24 protein-coding genes and 1 tRNA gene are annotated in these 24,491 nt (G+C 62.2%); 5 read left to right on the plus strand and 20 right to left on the minus strand.

Annotation, left to right across the window (positions count from 1 at the left end):
* Window positions 1-6 precede the first annotated feature (6 nt).
* The 3 genes from ACFWEM_RS12650 to moaA all read right to left on the minus strand — a co-directional run bounded on the left by ACFWEM_RS12650 (window position 7) and on the right by moaA (window position 2,385).
* Window positions 7-762: a hypothetical protein gene (locus tag ACFWEM_RS12650; RefSeq protein WP_378533904.1), complete on the minus strand. Its 756-nt coding sequence runs from the start codon at window positions 760-762 to the stop codon at window positions 7-9.
* 314 nt (window positions 763-1,076) lie between these two features.
* The gene (locus ACFWEM_RS12655; protein ID WP_317555389.1) at window positions 1,077-1,334 is read right to left on the minus strand and encodes a MoaD/ThiS family protein; all 258 of its coding nucleotides are present in this window, start codon (window positions 1,332-1,334) and stop codon (window positions 1,077-1,079) included.
* Complete coding sequence (moaA, locus tag ACFWEM_RS12660) at window positions 1,327-2,385, minus strand: GTP 3',8-cyclase MoaA (protein WP_378534558.1); 1,059 nt, start codon at window positions 2,383-2,385, stop codon at window positions 1,327-1,329. The genes ACFWEM_RS12655 and moaA overlap by 8 nt, the downstream gene beginning before the upstream one ends.
* A 129-nt stretch (window positions 2,386-2,514) precedes the next feature.
* Between moaA and glp the strand changes: the two genes are divergently transcribed.
* The 4 genes from glp (at window position 2,515) to ACFWEM_RS12680 (ending at window position 6,806) form a co-directional block, all read left to right on the plus strand.
* On the plus strand, window positions 2,515-3,717 hold the full coding sequence (glp, locus tag ACFWEM_RS12665) for a gephyrin-like molybdotransferase Glp (protein ID WP_378534560.1): 1,203 nt from the start codon (window positions 2,515-2,517) through the stop codon (window positions 3,715-3,717).
* 28 nt (window positions 3,718-3,745) lie between these two features.
* Window positions 3,746-4,732, plus strand: a complete 987-nt coding sequence (gene moaCB, locus ACFWEM_RS12670; protein WP_378533906.1) for a bifunctional molybdenum cofactor biosynthesis protein MoaC/MoaB — start codon at window positions 3,746-3,748, stop codon at window positions 4,730-4,732.
* Entirely contained in the window at window positions 4,725-5,138 is a 414-nt protein-coding gene (locus ACFWEM_RS12675; RefSeq protein WP_007731311.1) for a molybdenum cofactor biosynthesis protein MoaE, read from the plus strand. Before moaCB ends, ACFWEM_RS12675 begins: the two co-directional genes overlap by 8 nt.
* A 228-nt stretch (window positions 5,139-5,366) precedes the next feature.
* Entirely contained in the window at window positions 5,367-6,806 is a 1,440-nt protein-coding gene (locus ACFWEM_RS12680; protein WP_042450056.1) for a DEAD/DEAH box helicase, read from the plus strand.
* A 16-nt stretch (window positions 6,807-6,822) separates the two neighbouring features.
* Here ACFWEM_RS12680 and bluB read toward each other — a convergent pair whose 3' ends face one another.
* The 3 genes from bluB to ACFWEM_RS12695 form a co-directional block, all read right to left on the minus strand.
* Complete coding sequence (gene bluB, locus ACFWEM_RS12685) at window positions 6,823-7,452, minus strand: 5,6-dimethylbenzimidazole synthase (RefSeq protein WP_378533909.1); 630 nt, start codon at window positions 7,450-7,452, stop codon at window positions 6,823-6,825.
* Window positions 7,449-8,513, minus strand: coding sequence for a CobW family GTP-binding protein (locus tag ACFWEM_RS12690; protein ID WP_378533911.1), 1,065 nt, complete (start codon window positions 8,511-8,513; stop codon window positions 7,449-7,451). Before ACFWEM_RS12690 ends, bluB begins: the two co-directional genes overlap by 4 nt.
* Before the next feature lie 81 nt (window positions 8,514-8,594).
* Complete coding sequence (locus tag ACFWEM_RS12695) at window positions 8,595-9,197, minus strand: lipocalin family protein (RefSeq protein WP_042924492.1); 603 nt, start codon at window positions 9,195-9,197, stop codon at window positions 8,595-8,597.
* Window positions 9,198-9,375: 178 nt separating this feature from the next.
* Between ACFWEM_RS12695 and ACFWEM_RS12700 the strand changes: the two genes are divergently transcribed.
* The gene (locus ACFWEM_RS12700; RefSeq protein WP_378533913.1) at window positions 9,376-11,910 is read left to right on the plus strand and encodes an alpha/beta fold hydrolase; all 2,535 of its coding nucleotides are present in this window, start codon (window positions 9,376-9,378) and stop codon (window positions 11,908-11,910) included.
* A gap of 10 nt (window positions 11,911-11,920) precedes the next feature.
* Here the strand turns inward: ACFWEM_RS12700 and ACFWEM_RS12705 are convergent, their stop codons facing one another.
* The 14 genes from ACFWEM_RS12705 to ACFWEM_RS12770 all read right to left on the minus strand — a co-directional run bounded on the left by ACFWEM_RS12705 (window position 11,921) and on the right by ACFWEM_RS12770 (window position 24,441).
* Window positions 11,921-13,036, minus strand: a complete 1,116-nt coding sequence (locus ACFWEM_RS12705) for an NAD(P)/FAD-dependent oxidoreductase (RefSeq protein ID WP_378533915.1) — start codon at window positions 13,034-13,036, stop codon at window positions 11,921-11,923.
* Window positions 13,037-13,098: 62 nt separating this feature from the next.
* A tRNA-Ala gene (locus ACFWEM_RS12710) sits at window positions 13,099-13,171 on the minus strand.
* A 145-nt stretch (window positions 13,172-13,316) separates the two neighbouring features.
* Window positions 13,317-14,057, minus strand: coding sequence for a thioredoxin domain-containing protein (locus ACFWEM_RS12715; RefSeq protein ID WP_378533917.1), 741 nt, complete (start codon window positions 14,055-14,057; stop codon window positions 13,317-13,319).
* 42 nt (window positions 14,058-14,099) lie between these two features.
* The gene (locus ACFWEM_RS12720; RefSeq protein ID WP_283303651.1) at window positions 14,100-14,588 is read right to left on the minus strand and encodes a MauE/DoxX family redox-associated membrane protein; all 489 of its coding nucleotides are present in this window, start codon (window positions 14,586-14,588) and stop codon (window positions 14,100-14,102) included.
* 25 nt (window positions 14,589-14,613) lie between these two features.
* Complete coding sequence (locus tag ACFWEM_RS12725; protein ID WP_378533919.1) at window positions 14,614-15,867, minus strand: MFS transporter; 1,254 nt, start codon at window positions 15,865-15,867, stop codon at window positions 14,614-14,616.
* Window positions 15,868-15,909: 42 nt separating this feature from the next.
* On the minus strand, window positions 15,910-17,547 hold the full coding sequence (gene pgm / locus ACFWEM_RS12730; protein WP_378533921.1) for a phosphoglucomutase (alpha-D-glucose-1,6-bisphosphate-dependent): 1,638 nt from the start codon (window positions 17,545-17,547) through the stop codon (window positions 15,910-15,912).
* A 97-nt stretch (window positions 17,548-17,644) separates the two neighbouring features.
* Complete coding sequence (crcB, locus tag ACFWEM_RS12735; RefSeq protein WP_378533923.1) at window positions 17,645-17,989, minus strand: fluoride efflux transporter CrcB; 345 nt, start codon at window positions 17,987-17,989, stop codon at window positions 17,645-17,647.
* Window positions 17,986-18,363 carry a fluoride efflux transporter FluC gene (locus ACFWEM_RS12740; RefSeq protein ID WP_378533925.1) on the minus strand — a complete coding sequence of 126 codons (378 nt, stop codon included), beginning with the start codon at window positions 18,361-18,363 and terminating at the stop codon, window positions 17,986-17,988. The genes crcB and ACFWEM_RS12740 overlap by 4 nt, the downstream gene beginning before the upstream one ends.
* 23 nt (window positions 18,364-18,386) lie before the next feature.
* Window positions 18,387-19,190: a DUF1295 domain-containing protein gene (locus tag ACFWEM_RS12745; RefSeq protein ID WP_378533927.1), complete on the minus strand. Its 804-nt coding sequence runs from the start codon at window positions 19,188-19,190 to the stop codon at window positions 18,387-18,389.
* Window positions 19,187-20,503, minus strand: a complete 1,317-nt coding sequence (locus tag ACFWEM_RS12750; protein ID WP_378533929.1) for a class I SAM-dependent methyltransferase — start codon at window positions 20,501-20,503, stop codon at window positions 19,187-19,189. The genes ACFWEM_RS12745 and ACFWEM_RS12750 overlap by 4 nt, the downstream gene beginning before the upstream one ends.
* Window positions 20,500-21,789, minus strand: coding sequence for a class I SAM-dependent methyltransferase (locus ACFWEM_RS12755; protein ID WP_378533931.1), 1,290 nt, complete (start codon window positions 21,787-21,789; stop codon window positions 20,500-20,502). Before ACFWEM_RS12755 ends, ACFWEM_RS12750 begins: the two co-directional genes overlap by 4 nt.
* The gene (locus ACFWEM_RS12760) at window positions 21,786-22,529 is read right to left on the minus strand and encodes a DUF1365 domain-containing protein (RefSeq protein ID WP_378533933.1); all 744 of its coding nucleotides are present in this window, start codon (window positions 22,527-22,529) and stop codon (window positions 21,786-21,788) included. Before ACFWEM_RS12760 ends, ACFWEM_RS12755 begins: the two co-directional genes overlap by 4 nt.
* Window positions 22,520-23,800, minus strand: a complete 1,281-nt coding sequence (locus tag ACFWEM_RS12765) for an NAD(P)/FAD-dependent oxidoreductase (protein WP_378533935.1) — start codon at window positions 23,798-23,800, stop codon at window positions 22,520-22,522. Before ACFWEM_RS12765 ends, ACFWEM_RS12760 begins: the two co-directional genes overlap by 10 nt.
* A complete protein-coding gene (locus tag ACFWEM_RS12770) occupies window positions 23,797-24,441 on the minus strand; it encodes an alpha/beta hydrolase (protein WP_378533937.1) in 645 nt (214 codons plus the stop codon). Before ACFWEM_RS12770 ends, ACFWEM_RS12765 begins: the two co-directional genes overlap by 4 nt.
* Between the last annotated feature and the right edge of the window lie 50 nt (window positions 24,442-24,491).

Consider the following 24,491-nt stretch of genomic DNA (forward strand, 5'->3'; position numbering starts at 1 on the left):
CAGCGACTAGCTACCGAACAGGCTGCCGAAGATGTTGCCCAGCGAACCCGTTCCCGAGGCCGGATCATTCTTCGCGAAGTTGGTGGTGCATCCGTTGAACTGCACCGCATCGACCAGAGTCGAAGTGGCTGCGGATCCGGTGCCCACGCTGACTCCGTAGTGATCGACAACTGCCTTCGGGTTCGCCGCGACGATGTCTGCCAAAGGCACTGACACGCGGTTCTTGGCACCGTCGATGTCCTGAGTGCTCCACCACACCCCCTTCTGAAGATCCGCGTGAACGCCGCCGTCAGCCGTCGGCGTCGCGTCGGGTCCGGGGACCCATACCAGGGTGGTGAATCCGTTCTCGAACTTTCCGCCGGTGGTTCCGGTGAGGCGGAGCTGGAACGCTGCAGTCGGCGTGGCGGCGCGCTCGGCAAAGCCGATCGCCTTGCTGACTGCGTCGGAGAGCTTGATGCCGCCGGCCGAATGATAAGAAACCGAACGATCGCCGGCGCCGTCGACGGCGAGCTTCAGTGAACCGTCCTTGTCCAGGACATTTTCGGCCGAGTACGACGCGATCTGGTCCTTCTCGTCGGCGAACGGGATGCCCCATCCGTTCGGCGTCGCTTCGGTGGACAGGGTCGAGCACGAGGCTTCCGGCGCAGAAGAGCCGAGCGAACCGGTGGACGGAAGCGCAGTAGCAATTGCCGGAGCGGTGAGTGCAGCTGCTCCGAGGAGCGCTACGACAACTCCGACACGGCGCGTGGAATTAATCGACATTGAAATACCTTTCGCATATCCCGACTGGAATTGCGCCAAAATTAACACATGTCGACAATTACCAACAGCGGAGGAATTTCTTTTGTCATCCGAACAGATGACAATTTGTATCGGCAAACAAAAGTGCAATCACTCCCCTAAAAGTAGGAGAATTGAAACAAAACGACCAATTCTGGACAATTGACCAAGAATAGAGAACATGAGGATAAACGCTACGTGAAGTGCAGTAATATCTATCAGCCCATTTGAACCGGGCCGCTGAAATCCGACAATAAATCTGCCGCCGACAAATAGCTACGCCGACAATCCTCGGACTATCCTCCCGCGAAAGGCGGAAGAATATCGACAGCACTACCGGAGGGCCGAGTGACGTCGCGAGTCAACTCGTCACCCACGAGGAACGCCGAGACCGACAGCACTCGCTCCATCTCCGGCCCGTATTGCCCGACCAGCACCGCCACCAACTCTGCAAGTGTGTTGTCGGGCGAGATAGCGACTACCTCGCTGCGACACCCGGACACATCCGCTGCAGCAGCAAAGTATCGAACCGAGATCGAATGCGAATCAGCCACCAATCGCTCCCATACTTCTTTCCGGCGGAACGAAGTCCGCGGCGTCGATGCCGTGCCCTGCCCACTTGTTCCACATCGCACCGCGCCACAAATCCGCAAGTTCGTCATCACTTGCTCCCGACCTGAGCGCCGCACGCAAATCGACTTCGCGATCACTGAACAAACATGACCGAATTGTCCCTTCGGCGGTCATTCGGGTCCGGTCGCAATCACTGCAGAAAGAACGGGTCACGGAAGCGATGATTCCTACCGTCATCGAGGTCCCATTGACACGCCATTCTTCAGCTGGAGCCGACGGGTCTTCGCGGCCTATTGCGTCCAATTCGAAACGACCACTCAATACGGACAACAATTCAGCGGCGGTCACCATATTCTCGCGGGCCCATGCGTGATCTGCATCCAGAGGCATTTGCTCGATGAAACGCAATTCGACGCCGGCATCGAGACACCACTGCAAAAGGTCCGCCGCTCCGTGGAGCGTTTCACGCATGAGAACCGCATTTATCTTCAGTGGCGCGAGTCCGGCCGCCGCAGCTGCTCGAATTCCCGCGAGAACCGATGGCAGCCTGTCTCTACGTGTCAATTCTGCGAAATGGGCGCGATCAACCGAATCCAGAGAAACATTGACGCGGGTCAGACCCGCTGCGGCCAACTTCGCAGCCCGATGTTCGAGCCCAACGGCATTGGTAGTCATGGCAAGTGGAATACCCGGCACGCGAGTAGCGCACCCGGCGATGATCTTTTCGAGGTCGCTGCGCATCAGTGGTTCCCCGCCGGTGAACCTCACTTCACGAATACCGGCTCGTTCGACGCCGATTCCGACCACTCGAATGATCTCGTCAGCGCTCAGAAGATCTTCCGCGGCGATGGCCGGTAGGCCTTCTTCCGGCATGCAATACGTACAACGAAGCGAACACTTCTCGGTGATCGACACTCGCAGATCTCGGGCAACACGCCCGAACCTGTCGACCAGGAGATCGGTCTCGGGACGGCCGGTGAGGGCGGCGGCGTCAAACCGCACGGTGGGAATTCCCATCGAGACCACTGTCATCACTTCACCAACTTCCGTATTGCTCCAGTATGACCGAAAGCCGTACTCCGTGTGTCGGACGGACCACACCGCCTAGGATCAAAACATGTCGAGGTTGTCGAGGTTACTGTCATGAGCGCGCGTTCGGTCATGAGCGCGCGTTCGGTCGAGGAACACGCGTCGCACATCTCCGAATTGCTCTCGGGCCTGCACACCCTCTCTCCGTCGGAGGTTCCGACGGCAGAAGCGTTGGGGCGCATAACTTGCTCTGATATCGCATCTCCGGTGGACCTCCCGCTCTTTCGTAACTCTCAGATGGACGGATATGCGGTCGACGCCGCCTCAGTGGCCTCGGTTCCCACCACGCTGACGGTTCGAGGTGTGATCGCCGCCGGAAGCGGAAAACCACCGAAACACCTTCCAGGATCGGCATTTCGCATCATGACCGGTGCGCCGCTCCCCGAGGGTGCCGACGCCGTCGTTCCCGTCGAGGACACCACGGGCGTCACCGAACACGTGGTCACCATCGAACGGGGCAGGTCTGTAGGCGAATTCGTTCGCGAACGCGGCAGTGACATCACTGCCGGAATGCTACTGGTCACGGCGGGAACGCACTTGGAACCTCGCCATATCGCTGCGCTGAGCGCCGTCGGGTTGGCCTCACTCGACACGTACACGAGACCACGGGTCGCCGTCATCACGACGGGCGCCGAACTCAAGAGTGCCGGAACAACTCTCGAACCCGGCGAGATTTACGATTCCAACGGTGCAGCTTTGGCAACATTGGCCGAAGCCAACGGTGCCGATGTCGTCTCCGTCGCTCGAAGCAGTGACGATCCGGCTGAATTCCGCGAATTGCTCTCGTACGCAACCTCGGTCGCCGATCTGGTTTTCACTTCCGGCGGAGTATCGATGGGTGACTTCGAAGTGGTGAAGGAGACCCTCACACCCTTGGGGGCGCAATTCGGCCACGTCGCAATGCAACCGGGCGGCCCGCAAGGCACTGCCGTGGTGAACGAAGTGCCGGTACTGAGCTTCCCTGGCAACCCGGTCAGCACGATGGTCTCGTTCGAGGTCTTCGCACGGGGCGAACTGCGCCGGGCCGCGGGCCTGCCCGAGATCCCGCGCGAGCGACTCCCGTTGACTGCACCGCTGCGTTCGGTGGACGGCAAACGGCAGTTCCTGCGGGCACGCAGAACTGCGGACGGTATCGAACTCGTTGCCGGACCCGGATCGCACCTCGTTGCAGCCATGGCGTGGGCCGACGTCCTGATCGACATCCCCGCCGCCGTGACCGAACTCGGCGCAGGCGATCTCGTCGACGTCGTCCCGCTCTCGACTTCCTCGATTTGATTCACTCGATCTGATTCAAAGGACACTCATGACCGAATTGACACACGTCGACAGCGAAGGCCGCGCACGCATGGTCGACGTCAGCGCCAAGGCCGAGACGACGCGTATCGCCGTCGCTGCCGGTGAACTTGTCACGACCGCCGAGGTGGTCCGCCTCGTCCGCGCCGACGGCATGCCCAAGGCCGATGTCCTCACCACCGCACGCATCGCCGGAATCGCCGGCGCAAAGAAGACGTCCGAACTGATTCCGTTGTGTCATCAGCTCGCACTTTCGTCGGTCAAGGTGGAGTTCGGATTCACCGAAACCTCGATCACCGTCGAAGCGACGGCAAAGACTCGCGGACAGACCGGCGTCGAGATGGAAGCACTCACCGCCGTCGCGGTGGCCGGCCTGACCTTGCACGACATGGTCAAAGCAGTCGATCCCGGCGCCACCATGAACGGTGTGCGTCTGCTCACCAAAGACGGTGGTAAACGCGGGCATTGGACCCGCGAGGCTCAGGGCGCCCCGGCTACTCCGGAGCACGTCTTCACCTCGACGAGGTCCGCGACCGTGCTAGTCGCTTCAACTGGCGGCGCCAACGGAACCAGACCCGACACCACCGGACCGAAGATCGCGGACTGGCTCCGCGAGCGGGACTTCGAGGTGCGTGGACCGCTCGTGTACGCCGACGCAGACATTGCGGCGGGCATAGCGGACGCGAAGCAGGGCTCCCCGTCGCTTGTCATCAGTACCGGCGGCACCGGCGCTTCCCCCACGGATGCAACCCCGGAAGCTACCCGCTCGGTCTTGACCCGTGAGTTGCCCGGGGTCGCAGAAGCGATCCGAACCAAAGGCCTCGAGAAGACCCCGCACGCATCACTGAGCCGTGGTGTGGCAGGTCTCACAGGTACGACGGTCATCGTCAATCTTCCGGGTTCTCCCGGCGGAGTGAAGGACGGTCTCGCCGTCCTCGAACCCATCATCGATCACCTGCTCGCGCAGGTCGCAGGCGGAGGAGCACACGATGAGTGAGCTACTGGCTCGGATCTCCGAGCAACCGATCCATGCAGACACCGTCGACGCGGCCGTGGCCGGTCCGAAGAACGGTGCTGTTGTGGTGTTCACGGGAACGGTGCGCAATCACGATGGAGGCCAAGCGGTTTCGGCGTTGGAGTACCAAGCGCATCCGGATGCCGAACGCTTCCTCCAGACATGCTGCCAAGAAGTTGCAGCCTCGACCGGCCTACCGGTTGCCGCGATTCATCGCGTCGGGCATCTCGAGATCGGAGACCTCGCACTGGTCGCCGCCGTCGCCGCGCCACACCGCGCGGAGGCGTTTGCCGCGTGCGCCGAACTGGTCGAGCGCATCAAGCACGAGGTACCGATCTGGAAGCGGCAACACTTCGCGAACGGCGTCTCCGAATGGGTCGGGTTGTAGGTCGAACGCTCTGGGAAGGTAGAGTTGCGATCACTAGGTGCCTGAAATCGGGCATCCAGCGTCGTAGAACGCAAAATTTCTTGCTGAGTGCTCAATGCACCCGCTCTTCTTACGGCGAAGAAGCCTGCCGACCGGCAGCGCCGCCACCACTGTGCTTGATTGTTCGACCGGTTAATTCCCGTGTCGGCATCCGGGCACGAACACGTGCCCGAAAGGCTCTGAACACACTTGTCTGACATCTCTACGCCCGCTACCACCTTCGCAGCCCTCGGTGTGCGCGCACCGCTGGTGAAAGCTCTCGAAGACGGCGGAATCACTTCTCCGTTCCCGATCCAGATCGACACCCTCCCCGACACTCTCTCGGGTCGCGACGTACTGGGCCGCGGAAAGACCGGAAGCGGAAAGACCCTCGCGTTCTCCATCCCCATGGTCTCTCGCCTCGCCGGCGAACTGTCCGGCGGCAAGCGTCGCCCGGGTCGACCGCTCGGCTTGGTGCTCGCACCCACGCGTGAGCTCGCCACCCAGATCACCGCAACCCTCGAACCGTTGGCCGCCGCATACGACTTGCGCGTGACCACGATCTTCGGCGGCGTCTCGCAGCACCGCCAGGTTCAGGCTCTGAAGGCCGGAGTCGACATCGTCGTCGCCTGCCCCGGTCGCCTCGAAGACCTCATGAAGCAGAAGTTCGTCAGCCTCGACGCCGTCGAGATCACCGTGCTCGACGAGGCCGACCACATGGCCGACCTCGGCTTCCTGCCCGTCGTCACCCGCATCCTCTCGTCCACGCCGCAGGACGGGCAGCGCCTGCTGTTCTCGGCAACGCTCGACAACGGCGTCGACAAGCTCGTCAAGCGTTTCCTCAAGAACGAGGTCATGCATTCGGTCGACGAGGCCAACTCCCCCGTCGCCGCGATGACGCACCACGTGTTCGACGTCGACGGCGTCGAAGCCAAGAAGGCTCTGGTCGAGAAGCTCGCTTCCGGTACCGGTCGTCGCATCCTGTTCATGCGCACCAAGCACCAGGCTCGCAAGTTGGCTCGCCAGCTCACCGAGTCGGGCATCCCGTCCGTCGACCTGCACGGCAACCTCTCCCAGGCCGCTCGCGACCGTAACCTGGCAGCTTTCTCCGCCGGTGAAGCGCGTGTCCTCGTCGCCACCGACGTCGCAGCGCGCGGCGTCCACGTCGACGACGTCGAGTTGGTCGTTCACGTCGATCCCCCGGCCGAGCACAAGGCTTACCTGCACCGCAGTGGTCGCACGGCTCGCGCAGGCAGCGCCGGCGACGTGGTCACAGTGGTCTTGCCCGAGCAGCGTAAGGATCTCGCGATCCTCATGCGTAAGGCAGCCATCAAGGTGACGCCGGTTCGTTCGACGGCCAACTCCGAGCACGTCGTCAAGTTGGTCGGCGACATCGCACCGCACGTCACTCCGGCTCCGAAGGCTCCGGCCCAGCCGAACGGTGGACGCGGACAGCGCCCCGCCGGCCAGGGTGGACGCGGCGGCGCAGCACGTTCGGGTCAGGCTCGCTCCGGACAGGGCGGTCAGTCACGCGGTGCACGCACCGGCGGCGCTGCCCGTCAGGAACATGCCGGCGGCGGCGCTCGCCGTCCCCGCACCGGCGGCGGCGCTCGCACTGCGGGCTCCACCGGTGGCCGTCCCGCGCGCTAGGCCGCACAGGCACAATTCAATAGGTTTCGTAGTGGACAGCGTCGGCCAATGGCCGGCGCTGTCGCCATCCGAAGCGCTCGAGATCCGGAACCTGTTGGAATTCAGTCACCTTCCCGACGCAGAGCCAGGCGATGGGGCGAACGGGTGAGGGAATGCCCATGAGTTCGGTGAGGTACTTCTCGTCGTAGAACGAGACCCAGCCGATGCCGATCTCCTCGGCGACCGCGGCGAGCCACAGATTCTGAATCGCGAGCACTGCCGAGAACAGGCCGGTGTCGTCGACGGTGTGGCGGCCGAGGATGTTCGGGCCACCGCGTGACGGGTCGTAAGTGACGACAATCCCGGTACCGCTCTCAGCGATTCCCTCGATCTTGATGGGGTCGAACGTCGAGCGGCGATCCTCGGGCAAAGACTGCGCGAAATTCATCCGGGCATCGGCGACGTGTGCCGCGAAGGTGTTGAGCGTCTCCGGATTACGAACGACGACAAAATCCCACGGCTGCGTGTTTCCCACGCTCGGCGCGCGGTGGGCGGCGTCGAGAATTCGCATCAGGGTTTCGTCCGGGATGACCTCTCCCGAGAACTCGGCGCGAACGTCTCGCCGTCGCCGAATCGCTTCGTACACGGATACATCTGATTCACTCACGCTCCGACGGTATAGCGGTGCAATCCCAGCATGGCGTCGGGGTGCGGTTCGGCCGTTTCTTCTCGTACGCAGGTGCGCAGGGCTCTGCCCACCGCTCCCGAATCCATCCCGGTACCGATCACGACCAGTTGCGTAGTTCGAGGTTCGCCCGACTTCCATCGCAGCGGGGTGATCCGAACATGATCACCCACCGACTGGATCTCGAATTTTCCTGTGTACCCGGGAATTTCGAAGTTCACGAATCCCTTGATGCGGTAAACACCCGACGGCTGATTCTCGAGAAAGTGCGTCAGAGCCCTGGCATCGAGTGGTGTCTCCGATATGAAATCAACCGACTCGTAGCGATGATGCAGGTGATCGTGGTGACAGGAGCCGTCATCATGGTCGTGCCCGTGATCGTGGTCGAGTCCGTCGCGCAGGAGCTCGTCAAGGCTCAGTTGATCGCCCGGAGCGGGAGGGGTCACCTCACCGGAATCGAACAACAGAGCGGGGTCTATCCGCGAGTGCGACGTTTCAACTATCGGCGCTCGCGGATTCAACTCACGAATTCCGGCCGAGAATTGCTCGCGCTCGGCGGCGGGAACGCTGTCGATCTTGTTGACTACCACCAGGTCTGCCAGGCGGACATGTTGATCGAGTTCGGGATGTTCGCTGCGAACGGTGGAGAAATTGGCTCCGTCGACCAAGACCACCAGGCCGCCGTAGACGACGGACGGGTTCTCACTTCCGAGGACGAGTCGAATCATGTTCCGCGGCTCGGCAAGCCCGCTGGCCTCGACGACGATCACGTCGATCCCTGATTGCCGGTGCGCCAGCTTGTTCAGCATCTCGTCCATGTCGGAGACGTCGACAGCACAGCACAAACAGCCGTTGCTGAGAGAGACCATCGAATCGACCTGACCGGCGACCATCATCGAGTCGATGTTGACGGAGCCGAAGTCGTTGACGATCACGCCGATGCGTACACCGTCGTTGTTACGCAGAAGATGGTTGAGCAGCGTCGTCTTGCCCGAACCGAGAAAGCCTGCGACGACTATTACGGGAATCTGCTTCTTCGCCACCACACAACCTTCCGAAACCACACGTACCGATCAGTGATCGTAGTGGAGTGTGGCTCCGGAAGGTTCACGCTGACAGCAGACTCACACCGTGCAGAGCGGACGGATGTCCGACGTGCCCTCGGTGGTCGGCGACGTCAGGATCGTGCATGCGTTGTATCCACGGGATTCGGCGACCCGGCGGATCTCACTCCAGCCTGCCGCGTCGATGACCGCCGACCGTGAGAGCACGAACCCGGAAAGCCTGAGCGGATCGCCCACCAGTGCCCACGAATAGTCGTCGGCAATGTAGGTGACGATGTAGTTGGGTGGGCCGTCCAAGCTTTCCTGTGAGGGCACCCCGGGGAAGCTCACATGCAACTGGGCACCCGTTGCTGGATCGGTAACTCGGGCATTCCCGACGATCTCGTTGGCTTGACCGGTCCACGTCGTACACGTATTCTTCACGCTCACGTTCGACGAATCGACGATCCCGTAACTCGCCCGGGTGTCCTTCGCGCACGCGAGGTTGAAGGGCTGAGGAATCGCCGCCACCTGGTTCCATTCCCCTACGTAGCGCGCGACGTCCAGGTTCGCCACCGGCTGCAAGGGTTCCCAGAGTGGGCTCGCCTGCGCGGTTCCCGAAAACATCGTCGCTGCGGCGCACACTCCCGCAATCGCAATCGCACTTCGCCCCGACCACTTCATGTCACTGCTCCTCGTCTGTACAACGCTCGATCGGCATTGGTTCCTCAAGACATTCGGAGCTGACGGACTGGAGGATGGGGCCGTATGTAAAACTACTTTTGGTTTGTTATGGACCTACTTCACAAACCTTATGTAGTCTTTGCTAAAAGATAGCTGAAAGTCGGACGGAGCTACTATGATGAAGGTTGTCGACTTAGGTCTAGAACGCACTCGCTATGCAGTCATCGACGAGACGATCGAGTCGAGGTGGCGCCGCGTCACCTCTATGCAGCACGACGCCGTTGCCGTCGTGACTCCGCGCGACCGGATCACTTTCGCCGAACTCGAACTCCGGACCGACGCATTGGTCCGCGAACTTCGCCTACGTGGGTCACACGGGGCACGCCCGGTTGCGGTCGATCTCGAACCAACGGCCGAGTCGGTGCCCGCCATCCTCGCCACTCTGATTTCCGGTCGGCCCTTGGTCATGATCGACCCACAACTCCCCGAGGCCCGCCGAGCGCACATCATGAGCACCTCGGGCGCCGTCGCGCTGCAGTCGATACTCGACGAGTCTGCTGCGACGGGCTTCAGATTCGACAGCGCGTTGGAACCATCGAGTTCCGACCCTGCCATGATCGCGTTCACGTCAGGCACCAGCGGGGCACCCAAGGGAGTCGTGTTGAGCCACTCCATGTGCCTGAACAAGGCCGACGAACTTGCCGCAGCAATCGACCTGCGACCCGATGATCACATCGGGAACCTGTTGCCCGTCAGTTTCGGAGCCGGAATCACGGCCCTGATCATGGGCCTGATGAACGGAGTCACGGTCTTCTGCTGGGATCCACGTATCGACGGCGTCTCGGGAATCGACGACTGGCTGATCGAGAATTCGATCACGACCACGCACTGCGCACCGTCATTCCTGCGAGCGTGGTCGGATCTCGAATCCGATGAAGCACCGGATAATTCGCTCGGATCGCTGAGGGTCGTCGTGACGTATGGGGAACCGGTTCACGGCGAGGACTACGCGCGCCATCGCAGTCACGGCTTTGCACGGGTCACCTACGTCAACTGGCTGGCCACCACTGAGACCGGCGTCGTCGCATACAACGCGTTCCCGCCGCATTCCGAACTGCCCGACGGAGTGGTGCCTGCCGGACGTGCTCGCGATGGCAAGGACGTACAGATCGTCGATGTGAACGGCGTGCCTCTCCCCGACGGGGAGATCGGCGAGATTCAGGTTGTCTCCAGCGATCTTGCCGACGGATACCACGGCGACCCGGATCGAACTGCAGCACGATTCACACGTCTCGGCGAGGGGGTGAGTATCTACCGGACCGGTGACCGGGGCCGCATCGACGAACACGGCGAACTACAACTGCGTGGACGGGTCGACGACGCCGTCAAGATTCGGGGCTACCTGGTAGAACCGATGGAAGTCGAGTCGCATATTCGTCGAATTCCCGGCGTCGCCGATGTTTTCGTCGCTGCCGTACTCGAGAACGATCGACCGGAGATTGTCGCTTACGTGGTCCTGACCAAATCCGTGATGACACGGTCGGGGGCCGAGATGCGGCGGGAATTGGCGAAATACCTGCCCGCCTGGATGCTTCCGCGACATTTTGTTCTCATGGCCGAGCTGCCCCGTAACGAAAGGGGGAAGGTCGAGAGAACAACATTGCCATCCGTCGCGGTGAGGGACACTCCCCCAACTCTCGCCGGACCTGCCGAACTGTGGCTGTCCTCGATCTGGGAGTCGATTCTCGGCATCGATTCCATCGACCGTGAGGACGACTTCTTCGAGCTCGGCGGCGACTCCCTTGCTTCGACCGAGGTGGTGGCCAAAATTCACGACATGTTCAGGGTCCGGATCACGGCGGCAGAGTTCGCGACCGCGAGCACCGTCAAAGACCTTGCAGCGCTGATCGATCGGTGCACAATCGATCCCGACGATCGCGTCTCTCACGACATGATGGTTCCACTGAAGCTCGAAGGGTCAGGGCGACCGCTGTTCATCATGAACGGTGCAGGGTGCCCCTCGACAACACTGTCCACCTTGTCGAACGCGCTCAACACCGATCGCCCGGTCTACGCACTTCAGCCACACGGCTTCGAATCTCGCGGACTGCCCGATCGGTCGGTAGAGGCAAGCGCTCGCCGTTTCATATTCGAAATCAAGAAGATTCAGCCCACGGGCCCCTACCTCCTCGCCGGCTACTCGTACGGCGGCTACGTGGCGCTGGAAATGGCGTCACAGCTGTCCGAGACCGGTGACACTGTCGAGCACGTCACCGTTCTCGACACCAGAATCCCCACCGACACTGCCGCACGACTAGCCGACCGTGCGGGCATCAGTTTGGATCCATCGATCGTCGACCTCGCACCACAGCCATCCACCAATACCCGCTGGAAGCCGACCAGACGCACCGTAGCCGCGATGTGGATCCGCACGCTGTTCGCCGGCATTCTGCAGTACCCACCGGCCACCCAGTGGACAGTGTTCCTCTACATCGGAGGCCAGGCGCTCCGGAAGCATCGGATGCGGGAGTGCTCTGCGCCCGTCACCGTGATCCGTGGAGCCACCAACAACCGTGGACGCGAGATCTGGTCACTCATTGCCACGGGCTCACTCGATTTCGACGACGTCGACGCGTGTCACGAAGACGTCGTCCGCCAACCGTACGTCCGCAAGACTGCGGCGATCATCGATCGAGTCTGTGATCGAGCGTGACCAGCGCTCCTCATGTCCAGCTGTAGAAGAACGAGCGGCGCGGAGTGAGTGCCCAGTCGGTCGTCGACGAACACACTCGTTCCTTGACGAACGCACCCGCCCTGCCTGCGACGAACATGCCCGTTGCGTCGTCGACACGAGTGGTCCGCTGGAACACACCTCGCCGCCTCCCGAGACTGATGCACCGGCCTGCGAACTTCGGAGCCACCGGGCGCGGCGCGGAACCTTCGAGTCGATGCAGGATCGTCTCGGCCGCATGAACTCCCAAGGGGATCGCGGCCTGGCAACTCATCCTCAGTGACAGATCACCGACCGCAACCGCATCGCCCGCACCGACGATGTTGGGGTGGGACGGGCATTCGAGTCGGTCGTCGAGTTTCAGGCGACCGAGATCGTCCACGGGAAGGCCACTTCGGCGCGCCAGCTCCGGGACGCCGAATTCTGTCGCGAGAATCGTGCAATCTGCCTCCACCCGCACGCCTCCCGCTAGCTCGCAAAACGCATCATCGATCCGAGTCACCCGGGATTCGGTGACAATATCGACCCCAAGATCGGTCAATGTTCTGAGAATTGCCGATCGCGCACGCTCTGACAGGTCCGGGGCCACGATTCCACCCGTCACCAAAGTGATTCGGCTGCTCCGCTGCTCAGCCAATTCTGCGGCAGTCTCGACTCCGGTGAGACCGCCGCCGACAACGCAGACTGCAGCCTTCTCGTCGATTGCCGACAGCCTGGATTCGAGGCGTACCGCGTCCTCGAATTCGGAAACGCTGAACCCGTGCTCCGCCGCCCCGGCGACAGTGCTGGGTGACTGCCCACTTCCGACTGCGTAGACCAGATAGTCGTAGTCGAGCACACTGCCGTCGTCGAGGGTGAGCCTGCCGAGCGCCGCCTCGATCGTCGTCACCTCTCCGAAGACTCGGTGTGCCGCACGCGGTAGCGCCCTGTCGAACGAGACCGTCGCATCGTAGCCAGCCGCGATCATCTGATGGAGCCTGATTCTTTGCACGAAGTGTGGGCGCGGATTCACGACGGTGACCGTGACGTCCGAACGAGTTCTCAGCAGCCGCTTCGCTGCCATGGCGCCCGCATATCCTGCACCGATTATCACCAAGTGTGCGCGCATGACTCCCCATTCCGAAAACAACAAATGCTCTGCACCGATTGGTGCAGAGCATTTGTCTTGGGTGGAGCTAAGGGGACTCGAACCCCTGACCCCCACACTGCCAGTGTGGTGCGCTACCAGCTGCGCCATAGCCCCGTATTCAATTAACTCTAACAGTCGAACTCGCAGCGGCTTTTCTGCTTTCCGCTTGCTTGAAGAAAGTTACACCACTTCGATCCTGGGCAACAAATCGCCTGCTCAGAGCGAGGCGGCCGCTCCTCATCGGAGCGGCCGCTTCGACTCAGGAAAGCTTGGAAACCCAGTCGCTGCTGCGCGTGTCAACAATCTTGCCGTTCGCCACTACGGTGGGGGTCCCGGTCGATCCGGCATCCTTGAGCGCCTGGCTCGCGGCTGCGGCGTTGGTTGCGGCGGCCTCGACGTTGGTGCCGGAAGAGATGCAGGTTGCCACATCCTCGGATGCTCCCGCATCCCGAGCGATCTGGGCGAGGTCGTCGTTGGTGTGATCGCTGCTGCCGCCCTCCGCAGGCTGCGTGTCGGTCGCGAAAAGCTTTGTGTGGAATGCGGAGTACGCGATCGCGTCGCCACCCTGAGCGACGCACAGCAGAGCGGCGCCGGCCCGTGTGGAGTAGTCACCGCTGCCCGACGCCCGATTGAGGAAATTCAGCATGTGGTAGCGAACGGCGACGTCACCGTTGTCAACGGCAGCCGAGAGCGCTTGGCCACTGAGGTGCTCGAGAGCAGCACAAGCCGGGCACAGCGGATCCTCGAAGAGATCAATGGTCGTTGCGGCGCTGGGCTTGCCGAGCAGCACCACGCCGTTGTCCTGCACTGTGACGGCAACTTCGGAATTCTGCACGGAGCCGTAGCCGTCGTTCTGGGGCTTGTTCTTGTTGTTCGTCCACAAGACACCGCCGATGACGAGGGCCGCGATCACGAGCACTGCGAGGCCACCGATGATGTAGGTGGAGCGGCTCGAAACCGGTTCCGGCGAGTATTTGTTCTTGCTGCTCTTGGTGCTCACGCTGATGCAGTCCTTCGTGCGTCGAAACGATTTACCGATTGCTTACCTTGCCACTGAAGACTGAGTATCCACTGAGAACGCCGCGCGTGATCCGGGGCCCAATGCCAACGGCGAACGCGGGAACACGAGCAGCCACACGGCAAGCGCCATGAAGCCGAGGTCCCGGAGAATCTCCTTCAAATAGTCCCAAGCACCGACGTCAGCAGCACCGCCGCCGCCGAAACATCCACAGTCGATGGACAATCCCCTGGCCCACACCGAAATGATCACCGCGATGAGGACCGTGAGAATCACCACCGAGACTGCGGCGGATACTCGAACCGCCAGACCGACGAGGATCAGCAGTCCCAGGACTATTTCGACCAGAGGAAGAGCCGTCGCCACCGGACCCACCAGTGACTCGGGCAACAGTTGATAGGCACGCACCGCGATCTTCGTCTGCACGGGATCAAGGAACTTGAGCCCGCCGGAAATCAGCCAGACGGCCGCCAAGCCCAATCGGGCTACAAGACTCACGATACGAATTGCCACCCGATCGAGAGTACAGAATGCCCGGTCAGTCCAGGTTTGTCCGCGCAGGCGTATCCGTAAGCACCGTCACATCAGTCAGATCTTCGACGACGGATTCGACTGTCTTCGTTCGCGACGGGACGAACAACCAACCCGTAGCCGACACGACGACGACCGCTCCCATCACCGCGAAGGCCGCAGAGTACGACACATGCTGGGCGATCAGCCCGGCACAAATCGGCGCCACTACCCCACCGATGTCCGACATCATCTGGAATACCGCCAGGACGGGTCCGCCGCGAGCCGTCGACCCGACCACATCGGCAACCGCTGCTTGCTGAGCCGGGCTCATGAGCCCTGAACCGACGCCCGTCACTGCAGCGATGACAAAGAACACCACGAGGTTGTCCGTGAATCCCATCGCGATGGTGCCCACACCACAGATGAGCAGGCCGCTCACGACAAAGGGCTTGCGTCCGAAGCGGTCCGAGAGTCGTCCGGAAACGATCAACACCAACGCATTGCCGACGGCGAAGATCGTCAGGGCGTAGGCCGCAATCGACGGATCCCGATCGAGGAACTCCACGACGAACAGGGGGACCATGGCAACGCGAACTCCGAAGATGACCCCGCCGAAGGCGAGATTCGATCCGAGCGCTGCCCGGTACACCGGCGACTGGAGGCCTTCTGTGAGAGTCATCGACTTCACATCGACAGCCTTGTCCGGTGACGCCAAATGAGATCCACGCAGGCTCACGAAGACAACGAGCGCGGCGATCACCAACGCAATTGCGTAGATGATGAACGGCATCCGGAGACCGAACTGCAACAGCGCACCGCCGACCAGCGGGCCGCCGATCGATCCCATGAGAAAGCTTGTCGCATACAGACCCGACACGCGGCCGCGACTGTCCGGCGGTGACATGCGAATGATCAGCCCGAGAGCCGACACGGTGAACATGGTCGACCCGATGCCGCCCAACGACCGGAACAGCAGAAGTTGCCAGTACTCCCCCGCGAAAGCGCACGCGCCGGTCGAGACCGCGACGATCAGAAGGCCGACGATGTAGACCGGTCGCTCACCGAGTTTCTGTACCAAAGAGCCGCTCATCGGCGCGAACACCAATCGCATGAACGCGAAAGACGAAATCACGATCGTGGCGGCGGTGACCGATACGTCGAAGCTTCGCGCGAACTGCGGTAGCGCCGGAGCGACCAATCCGAATCCGAGGGCGATGACGAAGCTGGCGGCGACCAGTACCCAAATTTCCTGTGGCAGCTTGGCTGCACGAGTTTTCATGTCGCCCGGAATTCTAGCCGGGCGACATGAGGGGTCCGCGGGCTAGTTCGCCTTCAAGACTCCGGACACCAAGTCCTTGGCCGCTGCCTGAACCTGAGCCAGATGATCGGTGCCCTTCATCGACTCGGCATAGATCTTGTACACGTCCTCCGTGCCGGACGGCCTCGCTGCAAACCACGCATTTTCCGTCGTCACTTTGAGACCACCGATCGCCGCACCGTTTCCGGGCGCCGCTGTCAGTGTCGCGGTGATCGGCTCACCCGCCAGTTCGGTTGCACTCACCTGATCAGGAGACAGCTTTGCCAGGACTGCCTTCTGTGCGCGTGTTGCGGGCGCATCGATACGTGCGTACGCGGGGCTCCCGAACTTCTCGGCCAACGCGGCGTAGTGCGCTGCCGGAGACTTTCCCGTCACAGCGGTGATTTCCGAGGCGAGCAGCGCAAGGATGATGCCGTCCTTGTCCGTCGTCCAGACGGAACCGTCGTGTCGGAGGAAGGACGCGCCGGCGCTTTCCTCGCCGCCGAATCCCACAGACCCGTCGAGTAATCCTGGAACGAACCACTTGAACCCGACCGGGACCTCGAGCAATTCGCGACCCAGGCCGCTGACCACACGGTCGATCATCGAGGAACTCACGAGGGTCTTGCCGACCTTGGTATCTGCGCCCCACCCTGGCCGGTTCGCAAACAGGTACTCGATGGCAACGGCGAGATAGTGATTCGGGTTCATCAAACCGCCGTCGGGAGTGACGATGCCGTGGCGGTCGGAGTCCGCATCGTTTCCGGTCGCGATGTCGTAGCGATCTCGAATCCCGATCAGCGACGCCATCGCGTCGGGCGACGAGCAGTCCATGCGGATCTTGCCGTCCGTGTCCAGCGTCATGAACCGCCAGGTCGGATCCACGAGAGGATTCACCACTTCGAGGTCGAGTCGATGAGTGTCGGCGATCGCGCCCCAGTAGTCGACACTTGCCCCGCCGAGGGGGTCTGCACCGATCCGGATTCCGGCGTCGCGGATCGCATCGAGGTTGAGGACAGAAGGGAGATCTTCGACGTAGTAGCGGAGGAAGTCGTAGCGTTCGACACGGTCCAACGCCTGCGCTGCCGTGACGCGCCTTACCCCGGAAAGCCCTTTGCGCAGAAGCTCGTTCGCTCGGTCGGCGATTACCGACGTCGCATCCGTGTCCGCGGGTCCGCCGTGCGGCGGGTTGTATTTGAAGCCGCCGTCACGAGGCGGATTGTGTGACGGTGTCACGACGATACCGTCGGCCTTGGCCTCCGGCCCCGTCGAGTTGTATCGCAAGATCGCGTGGCTCACAGCCGGGGTGGGCGTGTAGGCGTCGCGCGAGTCGACAAGAACGACGACGTCGTTGGCGACGAGGACCTCCAACGCGGAGAGCCAGGCGGGTTCGGACAGCGCGTGTGTATCCCGGCCGATGAACAGCGGGCCGTCGATTCCCTGCGAAGCGCGGTACTCGACGATCGCCTGGGTTGTCGCCAGGATATGAGCTTCGTTGAAAGCCGAGTCGAGACTGGAACCGCGATGTCCGGAAGTGCCGAAAAGTACCTGCTGCATCGGGTTCTCGGGATCCGGAGTGCGCGTGTAATACGCGGTGACCAGATGAGGAACGTCGATCAGATCCTCTGGCAGAGCCACTTGTCCTGCTCGTTCGTGCGCCACGAATCCCCCTCGGCCCGGTGGTCGACCACTGTGTCGACGCGACTGTGGACAATTGTCTACCCTGGCCGCGTGGCGTGCACGCTCGACGCCGAATACGTCAGTCCGTGATCTGGATTCCCACCCACGCAGCGGACAAGCCGACGATCAGACTGACGACGATGTAGATCAGCGAAAGCATCGTCTGACGCCGCTCGACCATGCCCACATTCTCGGTCGCGAAGGTCGAGTAGGTGGACAGGCCGCCGCAGAAGCCAGTCGCCAGGAGCGCGGCCATCTCGGTGGAAAGAGCTGCCCCGGTGAACAATCCGAGCAGAAAGCAGCCGATCACGTTCGCGGCGAAGGTTGCAGCCGGGAATCCCCTGTAAGCGGGCACATACCGCGCCAACAGGTACCGGCCGCTCGCACCCGCGCCGCCGCCGAGTGCCACCAGGAGAACCGTCATGCCGACACCCCGTCCCGCGCACGGATCCAGCGTTCACCGAGCCCTTTGCCCAGCGCTGCGGCGAGGATGGCAGGAATCAGCGTCCCGAGTACATAGAGAATCGATCGCCACGGACTCTCCGTCACCGCGTGAACCGCGAATGACGAGAAGGTCGTGAAGCCGCCGCAGAACCCGGTGCCGAGAAAGAGGTACCCCACCTTGTTGTGGACCAGCAGGGCCGCGAGTATGCCGAGAACGAACGAGCCGACGACGTTGATGACCAGCGTCGTCCAGATGTGGGGGAACAGCTCTCCCAGACCGTATCGGCCCAGTGCCCCCAATGCTCCACCGACGGCAACCGCGCTCACTGCAGCCGGCAGCTTCAGATCACCCATGCTCTCGCCTCATCCGAAAGAGCCTACGTCCCGGATCGGGCTTTCGGCGGGCGCGGAATGAAGTAGCTTGTCCGCTGCTGATACTCGCGATAGCCCGGGCGCTCTTCCATGTGTCGCTCGAGCAACCGCGCTCCGGTCGCGAAGACCAGGAAGTACGTCATCGCGATCGGCGAGAGGACGGTCAACACCCCCGGCCACACCGAGGCCGAGACGAGGAAGATCCCCCACCACACGCACGCGTCGCCGAAGTAGTTGGGATGACGCGTCCACGCCCACAAACCTTGATCCATGATGTGGCCACGGCTACCCGGATCGGATTTGAACTCCTCCATCTGCCGATCGCCAACCGTCTCGAACGTGACGCCGACAATCCACAGCGCGATACCGAGTACAACAAGAAGCCCGAAGCTGCCGTGCGAGACCGCAGCGACCTGGATCGGCAGGGAGACGAACCACAACGAAATCCCCTGCGTGAGATAGATCTTGCGGATCGCGTAGAGCGTTCGACTACCCGTCGTCCGTCCGAGCATTTCCTCGTACCGCGGATCTTCACCCTTGCCACGCGATCGGATCGCCATGTGGGTCGCCAAGCGCAGACCCCAGATCGCCACGAGCGCAAGCATCAGCAACCGGCGCCAGAGGTCGCCGGTTCCCACTATCGCGGACACGAGCGCGATGAGAACGAAGCCGGCGCCCCACGACACGTCGACAACATTGTGGCGCCCGATCCGTACACCGATCGTGGCTGTCACTGCCATTCCGATGGCGATCGCCAGCAGACTCGTGAGCGTGACCACTCCGAATGCGCCCCAGTCGAATCCGTTCATCGCCGCGACACCCACTGCGGCCGGACCGGTTCCATGCCCGATCGACCATCACCGAGCGGCCGGACCGACAGAATCTGATCGACGCCCATCCTGCCGTCCCGAAAAGCCATTCCCCCGCCGACGAGGTAGAGACGCCACACCCGAGCGACTTCGACGCCCACGAGTTCCACGACGCGGTCCCAATTCGATTCGAAAGTCTCGATCCACGCGTCCACCGTCCGCACGTAGTGCTCACGCAGGGCGTGGACGTCACGGACTTCGAGACCGCCTTCCTCGATCATCGCAACGGTCCGGCCCACAGGCCTCATGTACATGTCCGGCGCGATGAACGACTCGATGAACGGGCCTCCCCCGGGATGCGAGCCGGTGCGCGACATCTGCTGAATCAGCACACGCCCACCCGCAATCACGTTGTCGTGGAGCGCTTTCACGTACGTCGAATAGTTGTCTTCGCCGACGTGCTCACCCATCTCGATCGACGCGACCGCGTCGAACGGACAGTCGGGGATCTCGCGATAATCTTGTAATCGGATCTCGACCCAGTCTTCCAAACCGAGTGCGCGGATCTTCGCGTCGACAAATGCCTTCTGCTCAGCCGAGATAGTGATGCCGACGACCCGAGCGCCGTACTCCCGCGCTGCATGCAGGCTCAGCGAGCCCCAACCACAGCCGACGTCGAGAAACCGCAGCCCTCGCGCCCGATCAAGACCGACTTTGCGGCACACCAGGTCCAACTTGTCTGTCTGCGAGTCTTCGAGCGTGTATTCCGGTGCATCGGAAGTCCAGTATCCCGAGGAGTAAGCCATGTTCTCGTCGAGAATCAGCTCGTAAAAATCGTTCGACAAATCGTAGTGGTGCCCGATCGCCTCGCGGTCGCGGGCGAGACTGTGCAAGCGGCCCTTCACTTGGGCCTGCGACGCCGGTGGAGCCAAAGGTCTCCCGAAAGCACCGTAGGACCGCGCGGCCTTGACCGCCGCGAGGACGAGCGACGGCGTCGGGGTGATCGACCCGAGTCCCCGCTCGGCAGACACCTTCCACACGTGTGTGAGCGCATCGCCCAGATCACCCTCGACGTCGAGTTCGCCGAGAACATATGCCTGCGCAGCTCCCAACTCGCCGGGATTCCAGAGCAGGCGACGCAACACGTTCGCGCTGTAGAGCGTCACCTTCGGAGCGTCCTCCGGTCCTGCCGTGCTGCCGTCCCACGCAGTCAACCGCACCGGAAGCTCGCCGCCGACAAGTGGACTCAGAATTTCCGACAGACGGCTCGCAACACCGGTGCCTTGTATCGCTCGATCCATGGTGGCGGTCATCGCTGGTTCCTCCGATCGAGAACAATTTGCTGAACGTCGAGATACCCCGATCGGAAGCCCGCCTCGGAATAGCAGAGATAGAAATGCCACATGCGCGCGAACACTGCGTCGAACCCGAGTGCAGATGCCTCGTCGGTGCGAGCGCTGAAACGCTCGTCCCACAGCCGCAACGTCTGCGCGTAGTGATCGCCCATCGACATCCGCTCACGCACCCGGAGCGTCGTCAAACGTTCGGTGACATCCTCGATCGCCCGCACCGACGGAAGAAACCCACCGGGGAAAATGTACTTGTGTACCCAGGTATAGGTGTTGCGGGTCGCGAGCATCCGATCGTGCGGCATCGTGATCGCTTGGATCGCCGCGCGCCCACCCGGCGCCAACAAAGCGTCGATCGTTTGGAAGTAGCTTCCCCAGTATTGGTGTCCGACGGCCTCGATCATCTCGACCGACACAACGGCGTCATACTCCCCCTGCACCTGCCGATAGTCGAGAAGGTCGACCTGAACGCGATCTGCCAGTCCCGCAGCGCTTATCCGCTTCGCTGCCAATTCCTGCTGTTCGACCGAAAGAGTCACCGAGCGCACCGTTGCGCCGCGCTGGGCCGCTCGGATCGCCAATTCTCCCCAGCCTGTGCCGATTTCGAGCACTCGTGAACCTGGACCGACGCCCGCGCCGTCCAGCAGGCGATCGATTTTCCGGTGCTGGGCAGCTGCGAACACATCCCACGACGGGGATGCTCCTACCGACAGATCCTCGAAGAGTGCACTGGAATAGGTCATCGTGTCATCGAGGAACAGTTCGAACATCTCGTTCGATAGGTCGTAGTGCCTGGAGATGTTCGAGCGCGTGTTCTGCGTCGAATTCCGCTCACTGCGAGGCTGCTTCGGAATGTACAGGCCTCGCAACCGCTGCAGAAAGTCGGGAATCAGCGTCGCGACGCGGGAGGCGAAGACTTCCAGGACCGCAGTGAGGTCGGAAGCTTCCCAATCGCCCGCCATGTACGACTCGCCGAATCCGATCAAACCACTGTCTCCCACACGAGCGGCGAAGTCGTCCGGGCGATGAATGACCATCAACGGCGAATCCGGACTACCACCACCGGAGAACTCACCATTCGGCATCTGAACACGCAGCGGCAAGCGCGCGACCGCCTTGTGGAACAGAGAGCGGGCAACCGGCGACGCAACCCGCACTTTGACTCCGCTGGGCACCGTGGCAACGCCTGGCCACCGCTCGGTTTCGATCGTGTGAGCGGAAGGTTCGGTGCCGAGAGTAGTTGTGGTCATTGCACTGCCTCCTGCGGGTGATGTTGCGGTCGGGGAACGATGGGTAAGCGCCTGGCCCACAGCCGGATTCCTTGAAATCTGATCTGCGCGGCGACTCGGAGAGGAGCCAGCGGAACAGAGAGCGCACTGCGGACGATCTCGCGCGTCGTCGCCGGCACGCATCGACCTGACACCGTGGCTACGAATGGCGCCTTGCCGTCTCGGGCCAGAACTATCGAAAGCGCGAGCGCGGTGTCGGGTAGTGGGAGTCGCATCCGGTACTCGCCGTCCAGATCGTTGAACGGAGACACGTAGAACTCTTTGGACGTGCGAGCGGCGCCACGTTCGTCGGGTTCGAGCAGGTAACAGTGCCGCTCGCCGTAGGTGTTGTGAACCTCTGCAACAACGCAACGCTGAGTTCCGTCGTCGTTCAAGCACCAGAACACGCTCAGCGGGTTGAAAACATGGCCGAACACACGTGCGTTCGCAAGCATGAGGATCCGGCCGCCGGAGAAGTCGAATCCGTTGGTCGCCAGAAAAGTCTCGACGTTGGTACGAATCGATCGGGTGGGGTCGCCGAGGTGATCCCCGGCGTCGAACGTAGCCAAGGGGCGCAATGCCTTCGGGAGCTCGGGCAATTCGTCGACGTCGACCAGCCAGCTGTAGCTTCGGTACTCGAACTCGTTGTGCAACGGCTCCGTTCGTACGTGTCGGACGCTCGTATGAACGATGGACGGCGTGATGGGAGTCGTCACGGCCACCGACCTCCGACGCGTTCGGCGGCACGCAGGCCCGACAGTGCGCCGTCCTCGTGGAAGCCCCATCCGTGGTACGCGCCGGCAAACGCGAGCACGTTCGAGTCCAACTCGGGAAGCCGTCCCTGAGCTGCGACGGAAGTCGGTGTGTACTGCGGATGCTCGTAAGTCATCTGATCGATCACCGACTCCGGCGACACCATCTCGCCTCCCCCCAAGGTCACTATGTATCGCCGGCCGGTATCTGGGAGCCGTTGCAACCTCGTCATGTCATAGCTGACCAGAACGTGATCGGGCTTCGCGTTGCATTCCGGGATGTAGTAATTCCATGACGCGCGCGCATTGGTGTTGTCGGGCAGCACATTTTCGTCGGTGTGAAGTTGGGTGTGGTTGACGGAGTACGGCATTGCGCCGAGGACCTGCGATTCGACGGCCGTCGGTTCGGCCAAGATCTTCAGCGCTTGCTGCGGATGCGTTGCGACCACAACTGCGTCGAAGGTCTGGATCTGGTCGTCGCCGTCACGAATGTCGACGCGATCGTCGAACCGGTGGACGGCGCGAACTGGCGTGTTCAGGCGGATATCCCCGATACTTTTGGCGACGAGACGAACGTATTCGCCCGATCCACCGGTGACTGTTCGCCAGGTCGGCGATCCAGTGACGCTCAGCATTCCGTGGTGATCGAGGAACGAGAACAGGTACCGCGCGGGATACTTCAGCGCCGAGCCGGGATCACACGACCAGACTGCCGACACGAGCGGAGTCATGAAGTGAGCGGTGAAGTAGTCGGAGAACCGGCCGCTGCGCAGAAACACTCCCAGTGTCTGGTCGGGTGCCGACGGATCCGTGTTGTCGAGCAGGGCGCGGGCACGGCGATGGAAGCGCTTGACCTCCATCAACATCGACAGAAAGCTGCCGTTGACAAGGAGCCCCGGCGTCGGGAGAACGCCGCGCAACCCTTGGCCTCCCGAGTACTCGAGCCCGCAACCCCCACACCTGACCGACATACTCATGTCGGATTCCTGCGTAGGCACATCGAGTTCTGCGAACAATCGCAACAAAGTCGGATAGGTGCGGTCGTTGTGGACGATGAACCCGGTGTCGATGGCGAGGCTTCGCCCTTCCGGGTCGGTGACCGAATGGGTGTCCGCGTGCCCACCGAGCCGTGAATCCGCTTCGTAGAGCGTCACGTCACTGTCCTTACTCAGCACCCACGCCGCTGTCAGACCCGCGACCCCACTGCCGACGACTGCAACCCTGCGCTTGTCGGAACTCATCGTCGTTCTCCCGTCTTCGTCGCGGCTACCCCGCGGCTCATCCCTGCAACTGCATCGGCGACGAGGCGATGCCAGGTCGCCGCCCGGCGGAGCATGAAGTGCCCGGCGCCGTCGATGCCGAACCATTCGGCGCTCTTTCCAGACTTCTGCAGTTCGTCAACTTTCCGACGAGACGCTGCCGGGTCAGTCCAGGAGTCGGCCGTGCCGTGGAGCACCACCAGTGGTGTGTCGGAACGCAGATTCACCGACGTTCCTTCGAGCGTTCCTTCCGGCCACCACGGCGCCAGCGCAACCACACCGACCACCGCCGGATCGCCACACAGTTCAGCGGCAACTCGTCCACCCATCGAGTGCCCGAGCAGGATCACCTGAGCTTGTGCATCACGTCTCGTGATCGCGTCGAGTGCGGCTCGGGCATCGGCTACCGGACTGCGCTCGGCGCCGTTCCAACCACGGACCCGGTACCGAACCTGCACCGCTGTCACACCGGAGCGGCGAATCTGAGCAGTGAACGGGCGCATCCGAAGGTTGGACAGGTGCCACGCTCGGGCAGGGCGATGGCTCGAGACCTTTCCTCCAGGCAGCACGAGCACCACCAGGTGCTGGTCACCGTCCTGCTCTTGCCGTCGGGTAGGCGTCATGCAAGGCATTCGGAGCCGAAAACCATTTGGATGGGGTTCGTAGAATTTCT

It is taken from the genome of Rhodococcus sp. NPDC060176 (assembly GCF_042728675.1).
Lineage (GTDB): Bacteria > Actinomycetota > Actinomycetes > Mycobacteriales > Mycobacteriaceae > Rhodococcus_F.

What these genes read in the sequence shown, in the direction of transcription:
- crcB (WP_378533923.1), bottom strand. Translation starts at nt 17,989, where the DNA reads ATGACGGTTCTCCTGGTGGCACTCGGCGGCGGCGCGGGTGCGAGCGGC.
- ACFWEM_RS12650 (WP_378533904.1), bottom strand. Translation starts at nt 762, where the DNA reads ATGTCGATTAATTCCACGCGCCGTGTCGGAGTTGTCGTAGCGCTCCTC.
- ACFWEM_RS12705 (WP_378533915.1), bottom strand. Translation starts at nt 13,036, where the DNA reads ATGCGCGCACACTTGGTGATAATCGGTGCAGGATATGCGGGCGCCATG.
- ACFWEM_RS12745 (WP_378533927.1), bottom strand. Translation starts at nt 19,190, where the DNA reads ATGAACGGATTCGACTGGGGCGCATTCGGAGTGGTCACGCTCACGAGT.
- ACFWEM_RS12750 (WP_378533929.1), bottom strand. Translation starts at nt 20,503, where the DNA reads ATGACCGCCACCATGGATCGAGCGATACAAGGCACCGGTGTTGCGAGC.
- ACFWEM_RS12740 (WP_378533925.1), bottom strand. Translation starts at nt 18,363, where the DNA reads ATGGGTGATCTGAAGCTGCCGGCTGCAGTGAGCGCGGTTGCCGTCGGT.
- ACFWEM_RS12725 (WP_378533919.1), bottom strand. Translation starts at nt 15,867, where the DNA reads ATGAAAACTCGTGCAGCCAAGCTGCCACAGGAAATTTGGGTACTGGTC.
- moaA (WP_378534558.1), bottom strand. Translation starts at nt 2,385, where the DNA reads ATGACAGTGGTCTCGATGGGAATTCCCACCGTGCGGTTTGACGCCGCC.
- ACFWEM_RS12765 (WP_378533935.1), bottom strand. Translation starts at nt 23,800, where the DNA reads ATGAGTTCCGACAAGCGCAGGGTTGCAGTCGTCGGCAGTGGGGTCGCG.
- ACFWEM_RS12700 (WP_378533913.1), top strand. Translation starts at nt 9,376, where the DNA reads ATGAAGGTTGTCGACTTAGGTCTAGAACGCACTCGCTATGCAGTCATC.
- ACFWEM_RS12770 (WP_378533937.1), bottom strand. Translation starts at nt 24,441, where the DNA reads ATGACGCCTACCCGACGGCAAGAGCAGGACGGTGACCAGCACCTGGTG.
- ACFWEM_RS12675 (WP_007731311.1), top strand. Translation starts at nt 4,725, where the DNA reads ATGAGTGAGCTACTGGCTCGGATCTCCGAGCAACCGATCCATGCAGAC.
- glp (WP_378534560.1), top strand. Translation starts at nt 2,515, where the DNA reads ATGAGCGCGCGTTCGGTCGAGGAACACGCGTCGCACATCTCCGAATTG.
- ACFWEM_RS12755 (WP_378533931.1), bottom strand. Translation starts at nt 21,789, where the DNA reads ATGACCACAACTACTCTCGGCACCGAACCTTCCGCTCACACGATCGAA.
- moaCB (WP_378533906.1), top strand. Translation starts at nt 3,746, where the DNA reads ATGACCGAATTGACACACGTCGACAGCGAAGGCCGCGCACGCATGGTC.
- ACFWEM_RS12695 (WP_042924492.1), bottom strand. Translation starts at nt 9,197, where the DNA reads ATGAAGTGGTCGGGGCGAAGTGCGATTGCGATTGCGGGAGTGTGCGCC.